This is a genomic window from Frankia sp. AgKG'84/4 (assembly GCF_023242965.2).
Lineage (GTDB): Bacteria > Actinomycetota > Actinomycetes > Frankiales > Frankiaceae > Frankia.
Window position 1 is genome coordinate 21,811 of sequence record NZ_JALKFU020000007.1, and the last position, 13,621, is coordinate 35,431.

12 protein-coding genes and 1 pseudogene are annotated in these 13,621 nt (G+C 71.1%); 11 read left to right on the top strand and 2 right to left on the bottom strand.

Features of this window, described 5'->3' with window-relative positions:
* The first annotated feature begins 47 nt into the window (after positions 1–47).
* The 7 genes from MXD58_RS01460 (at position 48) to MXD58_RS01490 (ending at position 8,415) form a co-directional block, all read left to right on the top strand.
* Positions 48–926, top strand: a complete 879-nt coding sequence (locus tag MXD58_RS01460) for an alpha/beta fold hydrolase (protein ID WP_248841068.1) — start codon at positions 48–50, stop codon at positions 924–926.
* 38 nt (positions 927–964) lie between these two features.
* Positions 965–2,155 (top strand): amidohydrolase family protein, encoded by a 1,191-nt coding sequence (locus tag MXD58_RS01465; protein WP_248841067.1) that lies wholly within the window; start codon positions 965–967, stop codon positions 2,153–2,155.
* A 514-nt stretch (positions 2,156–2,669) separates the two neighbouring features.
* The gene (locus tag MXD58_RS01470) at positions 2,670–3,860 is read left to right on the top strand and encodes an ABC transporter substrate-binding protein (protein ID WP_248841066.1); all 1,191 of its coding nucleotides are present in this window, start codon (positions 2,670–2,672) and stop codon (positions 3,858–3,860) included.
* Between the two features lie 22 nt (positions 3,861–3,882).
* A complete protein-coding gene (locus MXD58_RS01475) occupies positions 3,883–6,006 on the top strand; it encodes an ABC transporter permease (RefSeq protein ID WP_248841065.1) in 2,124 nt (707 codons plus the stop codon).
* Entirely contained in the window at positions 6,003–6,896 is an 894-nt protein-coding gene (locus MXD58_RS01480) for an ABC transporter ATP-binding protein (protein WP_248841064.1), read from the top strand. The genes MXD58_RS01475 and MXD58_RS01480 overlap by 4 nt, the downstream gene beginning before the upstream one ends.
* Positions 6,893–7,663 (top strand): ABC transporter ATP-binding protein, encoded by a 771-nt coding sequence (locus tag MXD58_RS01485; protein WP_248841063.1) that lies wholly within the window; start codon positions 6,893–6,895, stop codon positions 7,661–7,663. The genes MXD58_RS01480 and MXD58_RS01485 overlap by 4 nt, the downstream gene beginning before the upstream one ends.
* Positions 7,663–8,415 carry an SDR family oxidoreductase gene (locus tag MXD58_RS01490; protein ID WP_248841062.1) on the top strand — a complete coding sequence of 251 codons (753 nt, stop codon included), beginning with the start codon at positions 7,663–7,665 and terminating at the stop codon, positions 8,413–8,415. The genes MXD58_RS01485 and MXD58_RS01490 overlap by 1 nt, the downstream gene beginning before the upstream one ends.
* A gap of 18 nt (positions 8,416–8,433) precedes the next feature.
* On the opposite strand, the gene MXD58_RS01495 is transcribed toward MXD58_RS01490, so the two are convergent.
* Positions 8,434–9,120: a TetR/AcrR family transcriptional regulator gene (locus MXD58_RS01495; RefSeq protein WP_250608990.1), complete on the bottom strand. Its 687-nt coding sequence runs from the start codon at positions 9,118–9,120 to the stop codon at positions 8,434–8,436.
* A gap of 207 nt (positions 9,121–9,327) precedes the next feature.
* Between MXD58_RS01495 and MXD58_RS01500 the strand changes: the two are divergent.
* From MXD58_RS01500 to MXD58_RS01515, 4 genes and pseudogenes are all read left to right on the top strand, one after another.
* Positions 9,328–10,274: pseudogene (locus tag MXD58_RS01500) on the top strand (CoA transferase).
* 74 nt (positions 10,275–10,348) lie between these two features.
* Positions 10,349–10,534, top strand: a complete 186-nt coding sequence (locus tag MXD58_RS31555; protein ID WP_248841060.1) for an acyl-CoA dehydrogenase family protein — start codon at positions 10,349–10,351, stop codon at positions 10,532–10,534.
* Positions 10,488–11,678 carry a cytochrome P450 gene (locus MXD58_RS01510; protein WP_248841059.1) on the top strand — a complete coding sequence of 397 codons (1,191 nt, stop codon included), beginning with the start codon at positions 10,488–10,490 and terminating at the stop codon, positions 11,676–11,678. Before MXD58_RS31555 ends, MXD58_RS01510 begins: the two co-directional genes overlap by 47 nt.
* Before the next feature lie 338 nt (positions 11,679–12,016).
* Positions 12,017–12,877: a YhjD/YihY/BrkB family envelope integrity protein gene (locus tag MXD58_RS01515; protein WP_248841058.1), complete on the top strand. Its 861-nt coding sequence runs from the start codon at positions 12,017–12,019 to the stop codon at positions 12,875–12,877.
* Between the two features lie 76 nt (positions 12,878–12,953).
* Here the strand turns inward: MXD58_RS01515 and MXD58_RS01520 are convergent.
* A partial coding sequence (locus tag MXD58_RS01520) for a ferritin-like domain-containing protein (RefSeq protein WP_250608991.1) occupies positions 12,954–13,621 on the bottom strand: 668 nt, incomplete at its 5' end.

Sequence of the window (13,621 nt, forward strand, 5' to 3'; positions counted from 1 at the left end):
GTTCCCGGCGAGTTGTTTGACTTCGACGTCAAGATTAACATCAGCGCATGAGCGTCGCGATAGTCGGTGACCTGTCCGTGTCGTACGAGATCGTGGGCGAGGGTGAGGGCCGGCCCTGGGTGATCACGCCAGGTGGCCGGTTCAGCAAGGACACTCCGGGCGTGCGGGAGCTCGCCCAGGCGCTGGCCGCGCGGGGCAACCGGGTGCTGCTCTGGGACCGGCCGAACACCGGCGCCTCGGACGTCTGTTTCACCGGGGAAACCGAGTCGGATATGCAGGCCGATGTCCTGGCCGGGCTGCTCACGGGGCTCGATCTGGCGCCGGCAGTGATCATCGGCGGGTCGGGCGGGTCGCGGGTGTCGCTGCTGACCGCCGCCCGCCATCCGCGGGTCGCCGCGGGGCTGGCGCTGTGGTGGATCAGCGGCGGCACGTTCGGTCTGATGTCCATCGGCGTGCACTATGCCGCCGGCTCGTTCGAGGCGGCGTGGCATCGCGGGATGGCGGCGGTCGCGGACCTGCCCGAATGGGCGGAGGTCGGCCGGCGCAACCCGGCCAACCGGGCGCGGATCGCCGGGCTGGACCGGGACGAGTTCCTGGCCACGATGGAGCGGTGGATGGCCGCCTACTGCCCCCGGCCGGACCAGCCGGTCCCCGGGCTGTCCGACGCCGAGGCAACGAGGATCGACGTTCCCGCGCTCGTCTTTCGCAGCGGCGCCAGCGACGCGCACCACCGGCGCGAAACCTCCGAGCGCGTGGCCGGGCTGCTGCCGGGCGGCACTTTGGTGGAACCGCCGTGGAGTGACACGGAGTGGAACGACCGCAGCACGCCGCCGGCGCCGGTGGAGGGCCTGTTCGCGCGCTGGCCCCTGCTCGCGCCGCGTCTGCTCGACTGGGCGGACACGTCGTTCGGGCCGACAGAAAGATAATATTAACCTCAGAGTCAAAACTTTCTACGCTGCCAGGCATGGGATCGAAACTCGAGTTCCCGGTCTTCGACGCGGACAACCACCTGTACGAGACCCGGGATGCTTTCACTCGTCACCTGCCGGAGAAGTACGCGGGAACCGTCGAGTACGTCGAGGTACGCGGCCGGACCAAAATTGCCATCGGAGGGGTGATCAGCGACTACATCCCCAACCCGACCTTCGACGTCGTCGCCCACCCCGGAGCGCAGGAGGAGTACTTCCGGGTCGGAAACCCGGACGGCAAGTCCTTCCGCGAGCTCATCGGAAAGCCGATGCGCGGCATTCCGGCGTTCCGTGAGCCCGGCCCGCGGCTGGCCCTCATGGATGAGCTCGGCGTCGACCGCGCACTGATGTTCCCGACGCTCGCGAGCCTGCTCGAGGAGCGCATGCGGCATGACCCGGAACTGACGCACGTCGTCGTCCACGCCCTCAACGAATGGCTGCACGAAACCTGGTCCTTCGACTACGAGAGCCGAATTTTCACCACCCCGGTCATCACTCTGCCGATCGTCGAGAAGGCGATAGCGGAACTGGAGTGGGCGGCGGAGCGGGGAGCCAAGGTCGTCCTGGTCCGCCCGGCGCCGGTGCCGGGGTTTCGGGGTTCGCGCTCGTTCGCGGCACCCGAGTGCGACCCGTTCTGGCAGGCGGCCGTGGACACGGGCATCCTCGTCGCGATGCACTCCTCTGACAGCGGGTACAGCCGCTACCAGAGCGACTGGACCGGCGCGCAGGAGATGCTCCCCTTCCGACCGGATCCCTTCCTGTCCGTCACCCTCGGACATCGCCCGGTCGAGGACTCGCTCGCCGCCTTCACCTGCGGGAACGTGTTTTCCCGCTTCCCGGCGCTGAGGGTCGCGATCGTGGAGGCCGGCAGCGACTGGCTGCCCGGCCTGCTGCACCGGCTGACGGACGCTTACCAGAAGATGCCGCAGTCCTTCGACGAGGACCCGGTCACCACGCTGAAGCGTCAGGTTTACCTCAGCCCGTTCCACGAGGACGACATCGGCGCGCTCATCGAGCTGATCGGCGCCGACCACGTCCTGTTCGGCTCGGACTATCCGCATCCCGAGGGCCTGGCCGAGCCGTGCAGTTTCGTCGACCACCTGCCGCCCGGCCTCCCGGCGGCCGACCTCCAGAACATCATGGGCGGCAATCTCGGCCGCCTACTGTCCGTGCCCGCCCTGATCTGAACTCCTCGTCAGCCGCCGGGCCGCCGCCCGCTCCCCCGGCGGCCCGGCGGTGCGTTCCCCCACGGGTCGCGGGCCAGGTTCCGCGGGTCGGGATGGTCACCCGCAGCTAATAGCCCCAACGGGCTATTAGCAGATGGCCAGCCGCCGGAGCCCATGGTAAAAACTGACTTCGACGTCGAAATGCTGTGATTTTGAACTCTCTGACTGCCGCACCGCCCGGGACTCTCACTACGGGCGGTGACAGTCCGGTACCGGCGCGTCGGCCGGCCCACGGCCGCCTGAGCTGTCACGGGACCGGTTCAACACGGAACAAGTCCCTGACGCGACAAGCGAAGGAACTGCACCTATGGAGCTTCGCGGCTCTCGTGGATCACGCCGTCCACGTCCCTGGTTACTGATCGCGGTATCAGCTCTGCTGACCACCACACTCGCGCTGGCCGCCTGTTCCAACGCATCCTCGACAGGCGGCACGGATCAGCCGGCCGGGCCGGCACCGGCGAACGGGGCGCCGGGGGTGACCGAGAAGCAGATTCGTTTCGCGGCTTTCGGTACCCGCTCGAACAATCCCCTGGGGACCTGCGTACTGGACTGTTTCGTGCAGGGGATAAACGCCTACTTCGCGTATCGGAACAGCCAGGGCGGAATCTTCGGACGCACGCTGGCTGTCTCCCAGGTCGAGGATGACGCGCTGCTGAAGGACCAGCAGGCGGCACTGCGGATCACGACCGCCAACAGCACCTTCGGAGCGTTCAGCGCCGCCCAGCTCGCCGACGGCTGGTCGACGATCACCAAGGCCGGCATGCCCCTCTACGTCTGGCCGATCAACCCGGCCAGCATGAACGGCAACGACGCCGTCTATGGCTCCGCCGCCGCGCCCTGCCTCGGCTGCACCCGGCGGCAGAACGTCCTCGCCGCGAAACAGGCCGGCGGGACACGCATCGCGACCCTGGGCTACGGCGCGACCGACAACTCCAAGCTGTGCGCGTCCAGCGCCGCGGCGTCCGTGCGGCTCTACGGCGCCGATTCCGGGCAGCAGGTCGTCTACACCAACGACTCGCTGGCCTTCGGCCTGCCGAACGGCATCGGCCCGGAGGTGTCCGCCATGAAGAAGGCCGGCACCAACATGATCATCGGCTGCCTCGACCTCAACGGCATGAAGACCCTGGCCCAGGAGCTCCAGCGCCAGGGCATGGGCGCCGTCCCGATGCTGCATCAGAACACCTACGACCAGGACTTCGTCAGCAAGGCGGGTTCCCTGTTCGACGGCGACTACGTCGCGGTGAACTTCCGGCCGTTCGAGGCGGCCGCGGGATCCAGCCAGCTCGGCGTCTACAAGGACTGGATGGGCCGGGCCAAGGCGCCCCTCACCGAGCTGTCGATGAACGGCTGGATCAGCGCCGACCTGGCCTATCAGGGCATCAAGGCCGCCGGCGCCTCGTTCACGCGGGCCAGCGTGATCGCCGCGACGAACAAGATGACGGCCTTCACCGGCGGCGGGCTCGTCGCGCCGATCGACTGGAGCCGCCAGCACGAGGAACCCACCCAGCAGGACCCGGCGACCCACGGCTACAAGAACGACTGCATCTCGCTGGTCAAAATCGTGAAGGGCCGGTTCGAGACGGTCGGGCCCGCGGCGAAACCGTTCTTCTGCTGGCCCGGCTCGACGACGACCTGGTCCGAACCTCAGTCCATGGACTTCAGCTGAACCGGCAGGGGTGGCCGCGCTGATGGCGACCGATTCCTCCTCCGTCGGAGCCGACTTCCTCCGGGCCGTACTGCAGGGCGCGCCGCCCGGTGCCGTCTACGCGCTGGTCGCGCTGGGATTCGTGCTGACCTACCAGACGTCCGGCGTGTTCAACCTGGCGTTCGGCGCGCAGGCCTACGTCTCGGCGGCGATGTACTTCAAGGCCCGGCTGATCTGGGGCTGGCCGACGGTCTGGGCCGTGCTGCTCTCGGTGGTCGTGCTCGCGCCGCTGGTCGGGCTGACGCTGGAAGTACTGATCTTCAAGCACCTGCGTTCCGCGTCCGCCGTGTCGAAGCTGGTGGTGGCGATCGGACTGGCGGTCGCCCTGCCGAACCTGTTCGACATCATCGCCAGCTTCAAGCCGGCCTCCGGGGTGACCCCGGTCGGCGTCGTTCCCGGCGGCGCGGACGTGTTCTACTCGGTGTTCGGGCTCTACCGGTTCAGCCGCAACGAACTCGTCGACATGGGTGTCGCGCTGGTCGCGGTGATCGGGCTGGGCGCGGTGTTCCGCTTCTCCCCCATCGGGCTGCGGATGCGCGCGGTGGTGGAGAGCGCCCGGATGACCGAGCTGAACGGCATCGCGGCCAGCCGGGTCGCCGCGTTCTCCTGGGCGCTGTCGTCGCTGTTCGCCGGGGTGGCCGGGGTGTTGATCGCGCCCCGGTTCAACACCCTGGGCTCGTCCGACTTCTTCAGCCTGATGGTGGTGGCCATCGCGGCCGCCGCGGTCGGCAGCCTGGCCAGTCTGCCGCTCGCGCTCGCCGGCGGTCTGGGTCTGGGCATCGTCATCGCCGAGCTGAACACCTTCCTGCCCCGGTGGGGGACGGACTCGGCGTGGGTGCGGACCGTGCAGGACAACCTGACGCCGTCGGTCCCGTTCCTCGTCCTGTTCGCGGTGCTGGCGCTCGTCCCCGGCATCCGCCGGGTGCAGGGCGCGGGCGATCCGCTCGCCGGCGTGGAGCCCCCACCGACGGCCCGCGCCGGACGACCGGACCCACGGCGGGCCCTGGCCATGCGGCTGCTGGGCGCCGTCGTCGTCATCGGCGGGGGCGTCGTCGTCCTGACCCGGGGCGACCAGCTGTGGGTCTACCAGGTCACGCAGGCCGTGGTGATAGCGATCATCTTTCTCTCGGTCACCGTCATCACCGGGACGGGCGGCCAGATCTCGCTCTGCCAGGGCGCGTTCGCCGCCATCGGCGCCTGCACCGTGTATCAGCTGGCGGTGCGTTACGACATGTCGGTCCTCGTCGCGATGCTCCTCGGCGGCCTGGTCGCGGCGGCCGTGGGCGCGATCCTGTCCCTGCCGGTGCGCCGGCTGGGCGGCATCTGGACGGCGATCGCGACGTTGGCGTTCGCGTACTTCTTCGACGCGGTGATGATCAAGCTGTCGTGGGTGGGCGGCGGGGCCGCGTCGCTCCTGCGCGGCACCGCGGTGCCGCGTCCCACCCTGGGGCCGTGGGACCTGTCCCACGAGAAGGCCTTCCTGGTCTTCGCGGCCGTCGTCCTGGCGGTGGTGGCGGCAGCCGTCGTCGCGTTGCGCTCCGGCACCTTCGGCCGGTCGCTGATCGCCCTTCGCGGCAGCGAGGTCGGCGCGCAGTCGATCGGCATCTCCGCCGCGCGGACGCGGCTGACCGCCTTCGCCGTCTCCGCGTTCATCGCCGGACTCGGCGGCGGGCTGCTGGCGATCTCCCAGCGGGACGTGAACTACGGAGCCAACTTCACCCCGTTCGCCGCCCTGTTCTGGACCGTCCTGGTCGTCGCGCTCGGTTCGCGCAGCGTTCCCGGCGCGCTGATCGCCGCCGCCGCCTTCGCGCTGTTCGAGCCGCTCGTGCTGGACGGCGCCGTCGTCGGCTGGCTCACCCGCGAGCGCCATCCGCTCCCGTCGCTGTTCCCGATCGACGGGAAGTGGCTGTTCATCTTGTTCGGCCTGGCGGCGATCCAGTTCGCCCGGCATCCGGAAGGCCTCGTCGAGTACGGCCTGTCCGGCCGGAGCCGGCCGGCGCGACCCGACCGGCCGCGTGGGCGGCGCAGTCCGAACACGGACAGCGCGGCGGCCGGCGACGCGGCGGCCAGCGACCAGCGGCCGGCGATGAGGGGGAACCGGTCGTGAAGGACGTTCTGCGGGCCGCCGGCATCACGAAGCGCTTCGCCGGCATCGTCGCGCTGGACGACGTCTCGCTGCGGATCGGCGAGGGTGAGCGGGTCGGTCTGATCGGACCGAACGGTGCCGGCAAGACGACGTTGTTCAACTGCCTGCTCGGCGTCCTCGCCGCCGACGGCGGCACGGTGGAGGTCGCCGGCCGCGACGTCAGCCGGCTGCGCGCGCACCGCCGCGCCCGGCTCGGCGTGGGACGCACGTTCCAGCGCATCGAGCTGTTCCCGGAAACCTCCGTGCGCGACCACCTCCTGATCGCCGAACGGGTCCGGCGGGGCACCGGCCGACTCTGGAAGGATCTCCTCGGCCTCGGCCGCCCGACGGCCGAGGAGACCAGACGGTGCGACGAGGTCCTCGAGCTGCTCGGCCTGGTCGAACTCGCCGACGCGCCCGTCGAGCGCCTGAGCCTGGGCCAGGGCCGGCTGGTCGAGGTCGGCCGGGCGCTCATGACCAGGCCGGCGATGCTGTTGCTGGATGAGCCGTCCTCCGGTCTCGACCGGGCCGAGACGATGGCCCTGGCCACGACGCTGCGCGAGGTCCAGCGCGAGCAGGGCTTCGCCATCCTGCTCGTCGAGCACGACGTCGAGCTGGTGACCAGCTTCACCACCCGCTCCTATGTCCTGGACTTCGGCCGGCTCATCGCCGAGGGCCCGACCGGCGAGGTCATGGCAAGCGACGCCGTCCGCGCCGCCTACCTGGGCACCTACGCACCGCCCGAGTCGGCCACGGCCAGGACCGCCACCACGACCAGGACCGCCACCACGACCGGGACCGCCACCACGACCGGGACCGCCACCACGACCGGGACCGGGACCGCCACCACGACCGAGGAGGAAGCCCGGTGACGTCCGCCCTCGAGTTCGACGATGTCCACGCCGGTTACGGCCCGTTCCGAGCACTGTTCGGAGTGTCGCTCTCCGTAGCGCCGGGCGAGGCGGTGGCGCTGGTGGGGTCCAACGGCGCCGGCAAGACCACCGTCGCCCGGGTGGCCAGCGGGCTGGTGCGGCCGACCGCGGGGGCGGTGTCGGTCGGCGGGGTGGCGATGACCGGCGCGCGGCCCTACCGCTTCGCCCAGGCGGGCGTGGCCCACGCGGTCGAGGGTCGGTCGGTGTTCGCCACCCTGTCCGTCGAGGAGAACCTGACGCTGTCGTTCCGGCGGGTGCGCGGGCGGGCCGGGGTGCGCGGCGGGCTCGATCAGGCCTACGAGAGCTTTCCAGCGCTGGCCAGGCGGCGTCACCAGCGGGCCGGCAACCTCTCCGGCGGCGAGCAGCGGATGCTCTCGATGGCCCGGGTGATGGTCGAGGTCCCGGCGGTGCTGATCGCCGACGAGCTCTCCCTCGGCCTCGCCCCGAAGATCGTCGCGGAGCTCTACGACGACCTGAGCCGGCTGCGTGCGGCGGGCACCGCGCTGCTCGTCGTCGAGCAGCTGGTCGGACATGCCCTGGAGCTGTGCGACCGGGTCGCCGTGCTCGACCACGGCTCGGTCTCCTGGACCGGCTCCAGTTCCGACGCCCGCGGCATCCTCGCCGCCGGCGGTCTCATGGGGGCCGGCCTCGCCGGGGTCGGCCCGACTGGCCAGGCACCCCTGGATCACGAGAAGGCAGGTCTGTAATGCGGTTAGTAGTCGTCGGCGCGTCCAGTGGGCTGGGCCGCTGTCTCGGGGTGGGCCTGACGAAACGCGGCGCCCACACCGCCCTGTTGGCCCGGCGGCACGCCAACCTGGTGGAGGCCGCGAAGGAGGCCGGCCCGGGCACGCTCGCCATCACCTGCGACGTCACGGACGAGGCATCCTGCACCGCCGCGATCGACGAGGCGGCGGCGGGGCTGGGCGGCATCGACGCCCTGATCTACGCCACCGGCGTCGGCCCGCTGGTCAAGCTTGCCGACGCCGGCCCCGACCTCTGGCGCCATGCCTTCGACACCAACGTCACCGGCGCAGCGTTGATCACAAAGGCAGCGCTGCCGTATCTGGAGGCCTCCGCGGGCGGCGCCGCCTATCTGTCCTCGGTGAGCGCCTCGCTCACCGCGCCGTGGCCCGGGCTCGGCGTGTACGCGGTGAGCAAGGCCGCCCTGGACAAGCTGGTGGAGGCGTGGCGGGTCGAGCACCCGACGGTCGGTTTCACCCGCGTCACCGTCGGCGACTGCGCCGGCGGGGACGGCGACTCCATGACCCAGTTCGCCAACGGCTGGGACCCGGAGCTGGCCGGCGCCGTCTACCCGATCTGGGAATCCCGGGGCTACCTGTCCGGGACGCTGCTCGAGGCCGACGAACTGGTCCGCGTCGTACACGCCGCGCTCGACGGGCATCACCTCACCGGCATCCCGTCGCTGGTCGTCACCCCGCGGCCCAAGGCTGGGGCGTAGCGGCGGCGCGGCGTCGAATCAGGCCCCGGTCGGCGTGCCGGCCGGGGCGTCGCGCAACCCGAGCGCGTTCACGAACAACCGGGCCAGCTGGTCCGCGCCCCGCTCGGGGCCGCACTTGGGCCAGTGCTGGACCAGCCACTGCTCCGCGAAACGCGACGTCATCGCGCCGAGACCGGCCGCCGCGATGTCGGCGTCCAGGTCCGGGTCGGCCAAGCTGTGGCGCTGCAGGCCACGGATCGATTCGGCGACCAGCGCGGCGTCGGCGCGGACGCGCTCCGCGCGTACCACGTTCAGGTGGTCGTCGTAGCGCGACACCTGTTCGATGACGCCCATGATCCGGGCCTCCCGCCGGTAGGCGGCGAGGTAGCGACGGATGCCTTCCCGGATCCGCTCGGCCGGCGGATCGGTGTTCGCCGGATCGAAGATGACGGTGCTCAGCGGGGAGCTGAGCAGGTCCGCCAGCTCCATCGCGACCTCGCGAAAGATCTCTTCCTTGGAATCGAAGTAGTGGTAGAACGACCCGTGCGAGAGGCCGGCACGCTCGGAGATGTCCGAGATCCGCGCCTCGAGAAACCCGTCGTCCTCGAAGACGGATTTCGCGGCGGCCACCAGGCGGGCGCGTGACTGCGATCCCTTGCGCGAGCGCGGCCTGCTGGGCCGCTGGCCCTCCACCGACTCGGCCGCCGGCACCGTGCTCACCTTCACCGCCCTCCCCTTCAACCGAGGTCCCAACAGCACAAGAACAGCATGGTCAGCTTACCTCTCCGACCCCATGGACCCCCGCCGCGACGAGACGCACCGGGGCCTGCGGCGAGCGAACACCCGCGGCGCACGCCGCCCGAACTGGATTATTATTGACGTCGATGTCAGTATTCTAATGTCACATCAACTCCGAGGTTCGGAGGATCGCCAATGACGGACGTCATGCGGGGTGTCCGGGTGCTGGAAGTCGCCGAGCACACCTTTGTGCCCGCCGCGTCCGCGCTGCTGGCCGACTGGGGTGCCGACGTCATAAAGATCGAGCACGTCGAGCGGGGCGACGCCATGCGCGGCCTGGCCTCCTCCGGCCTCACGCCGGTCACCGAGGGCGTCCACCCGCTGCTGGAGCACTCCAACCGCGGCAAGCGCAGCCTCGCCCTCGACCTGAACTCGGCCGCCCCGCCTTCGGCGACTCGATCGGCGCGATGACCATCGCCGGTGGGATCATGGGCGCCCTGTTCCACCGGGCGCAGACCGGCGAGGCGACCACCGTCGACGTCTCGCTGCTCGGCACCGGGATCTGGTCGATGGGCGCCGCCTACGGCCTGTCCCTGCTGCACGACGTCCCGTGGACGCCGCCGCCGAAAGAGGAGCGCGCCAATCCGCTGTACGCCAACTACCGCACGAAGGACGGCCGCTGGCTCGCCTTCGGCTGCCTGCAGGCCGGCCGGTACTGGGCGCCGATGTGCGACGTCATCGGCCGCCCGGAACTGGCCACCGACCCGCGTTACGCCGACCACGTGTCGCTGCTTGCCCGCACCTCCGAGGTGATGGAGCTGCTCCGGGAGGCGTTCGCCGAGCGGACGCTGGCGCAGTGGCGGGAGCGGCTGGTGGGATTCGTCGGCCAGTGGACGGTCGTCCAGGACACCCTGGAGACGGCCGTCGATCCGCAGACACTGGCCAACGGCTACATCCAGGACTGCCAGACCGCTGCCGGCGCCCCCTTCCGGCTCGTGGCGGCGCCCGTCCAGTACGACGGGGTACCGGCGGTGCCGCGGCGCGCGCCCGGCTTCAACGAGCACGGCGACGAGATCCTGGCCGATCTCGGCCTCGGCGAGGACGCCGTCATCGACCTCAAGATCCGCGGCGTCGTGGCCTGAGCCCCGCCGCCCGGCCGCGCCCTCGTCCCCCGCCAGACGACCAAGGACATCCGGCTCTGCTTCTGGAGGTCGGAATGCTCTTCGAGTTCGATTCCGATCAGCGACTGCTGCGGGACACGGTGCGCGACGTACTCGCCAAGGAATGCCCGCCGGCCCTGGTCCGCCGCGCGCACGACGCCGTCGACCGTCACAACCTGCGCACCGGGAGCGATGATGACCAGTACCGAAGCGGGCGTCTGCCCGATCGACCCGACCCGTGACGACCGCAAGTCCGCGGTCCTGGCCGAGAGGCGGGTGCCCGCACCGGGCGCGCGGGTCGTGGGCGAGTTCGGCTTCGCCCGGGCGATCCTGCGCAGCAGGACGATGCTCCAGGCCGGCGTGCACGCCGATCATGCGGACCCGGGCGGCGACCAGTTCGGCTCGGTGTTCTTCCTCGACGGCGACGAGCACAAGCGGCGCCGGACGACGATCGCCCGGTTCTTCACCCCCAGGGCCGTCAGCACCCGCTACCAGGTGGTGATGGAACGGACCTCCGACGAGCTGCTCGCCGAGTTCCAGGCGCGGGGCACCGCGCAGCTCGACGAACTGAGCTACCTGCTCGCGGTCGCGGTGGCGGCGGAGGTCATCGGTCTGACGAACAGCACCCGGGCCGGACTGGCCAAGCGCATCCAGCGGACGCTGCTCGGCACCCGCCTGACCGGGATGCGGCCCGCCCTCCGGTTCGGCGCGCAACTGCTGACCGTGGCACACGCGCTGCACTTCTTCGTCCGGGACGTCCGTCCCGCGATCAAGGCCCGCCGCAAGGAGCCCCGCGAGGACGTCATCTCGCACATGGTCGAGGAGGGCTATCCGAGCAAGGCGATCCTCGCCGAGTCCATGACCTACGCGGTCGCCGGGATGGTCACCACCCGGGAGTTCATCGTGATGGCCGCCTGGCACCTGCTGGGCGACGACACGCTGCGCGCCCGTTTCTCCGCCGCCGACGAGGCCGGGCAGACCACGATCCTGGAGGAGATCCTCCGCCTCGAGCCGGTCGCCGCCATGCTGCACCGGCGGTCCACCGAGAACGCCGATCTCGGCTCGGGCACCGTGGCCGCGGACGAACTGCTCGCGATCGACATCCGGACCGCCAACGTCGACCCGGCCACGGTCGGCGCCTGCCCGCTGGCCCTCGATCCGGACCGGGCCAGCCGGGTGCGTGGCGTCGGCGCCTACCTGAGCTTCGGCGACGGCAGTCATCACTGCCCCGGTTCCCAGGTCGCGATCAGTGAGAGCCGGGTGTTCCTCGACCGGCTGCTGCGCCTGCCCCATGTGCGCCTCGTGCGGGCCCCGGACATGACCTGGTGCGCCGGGCTGATGAGCTACGAGCTACGAAAGGCCACGATCTCCTGCACGCCGAGCTGAGCGCGCGCCGACGGGAAGCCATTCCGGGACATTCGACGGCAGCTGCCGGAATTGATGCGCGCGGCCACCAAGAATCTTGACGGCAGGGGCCGGCGTTGCCCGGCTCGCGAGACGGCGAAACCCCTGATGGGGCGCTACTGTCGTGCCCACGGCCAGCGCGGACCAGCGTCCGCCACATCAACATCTGGTCGGCGGCGACGGTCACCGTGGCGCACCTCGCCGCCACTTCGCATACGTGTCGACCGTGAACAGGCTTCCCAGGCAGGGTTTCGTCCAGCGGCCGCGCACGCGGGAGGCATCAGACGGTCGGTGCCCGGATCTGGGGGTAGCAGGCGGGGGTGACGCTGCGCTGGCTGGTGCCGTTGGGACGGGCTGTGGCCGGTGCGCTGCGCGGTCAGGACCTGGCGCTGCTCGCGGCCGGTGTCACCTACTACGCGGCGATCTCGATCGTTCCCGGGGTGCTGGTCGCGGTGCGGCTGCTCGGCGTGTTGCTGGGGCGGGCCCGGACGGCGCAGTTCGGGCGTTCCCTGGCCGACGCGCTGCCGGCGGGGCTCGGCGCCCCGGGGGTGGTGATCTCGGCGTTCGACGCGGCGCTGACGATGTCACCCGTGGTCGTGATCGCGGCAGCGGTGCCCGCCACGTTCTACGGGGAGGGGCTGCGCCGGGCGTTCGTGCGGCTGGCGGCGAGTGAGGAGACCCTGGTCGGGTGGCGCGGGCGCCTCGGCGTCCTGCCGCTGCTCGCCGCGGCGCCGGTGCTGCTGCTGCCGGTGCTGCTCGTGACGCCGATGCTCGCGCGGCTGTTCGACGAGCGCGGCGTCTCGGCGGCGCTTGGGGTGCTCGTCGCGTTCGCCGTCGACTGGCTGGTGCTCACCGCGACGCTCACGCACGTGTACCGGGTGGTGGGGCCTGCGCGAGCGGGCTGGGCGGCGACGCTGTGGGCGGCGGCCGCGACCGGGTCGTTCATCGCCGGCTTCGTGCAGGGCTTCGTGCTGTTCCTGTCGTTCCACCTGGACCTTGGCCTGCCGTTCGGCGGCGAGCGCGCCATCGGCGCCGCCGTCGCGGTCGGCTTCTGGCTGTTCCTGCTGAACCTGCTGGTTCTCGTCGGCTACAGCCTCGCGCAGCGGTTCGAGGAACGGGGTGGCCGGCCGTGGGCGGACCCCCGGGCCAGGATCAGCAGCATCGGGGTCAGGGACGGATAGCCGCTTCGCGCCGAGGGGGGTCCCGGCGCGAAGCGGAGTGGCGGCGGCCGCCGTCCTCTCAGACGATTCAGACGATTCAGACGGTCAGGGCGGCCGGGCCGACGGCGTTGCTGGTATCGATGAAGGAGTCGGGCACGGGGTAGTCGCCGATGATGAAGCTCAGGATCGCCGCGTGCATCGCCTCGACCGGGGCGATCGTCGCGGCGGTCGTGATGCCGCCGGCGCCCGTCACGTTGGTCATGGCGAACAGGTAGGTGTGCGCGGCGGCGTTCTCCAGGTTGAGGGCGAACGCGGCGAGTTCGGGGACGGACTTCGTCGCCTTCAGCTTCGCGACCTCGCTCGCGGCGATCGTCAGCGGCGTGCCGGTGATCGTCGGCAGCCTGGCGCCGGACAGTACCCCGTTCCACGCCTTCGCGTGATCGGTGTGCTGCGAGCGGGCGACCGTCGCGAACTCCCCGACGGCGGCGGGAACCGTGCCGTAGTCGCCGGCCTTCGCCTTCGCCAGGGCCATCGTGTACGCGGCGACGGCGAGGTTCTCCAGGGCCACGGCCAGCGCGACGACCCGCAGATCCCCGGTGTACGGGCTGGCCTTGCCGGTCGGCGTCGCGCCGGCGGCGTACTGGCCGCCGCTGCTGTCCGAGCCGCTGCCACACGCCGCGAGCAGGCCCGCGCCGGGCGCGGCGGCTCCCCCCCCGCGCCCCCCCCCCCGCCCGGGTCGGTGGCCGGGGGGGCCCCCCGCCCCCC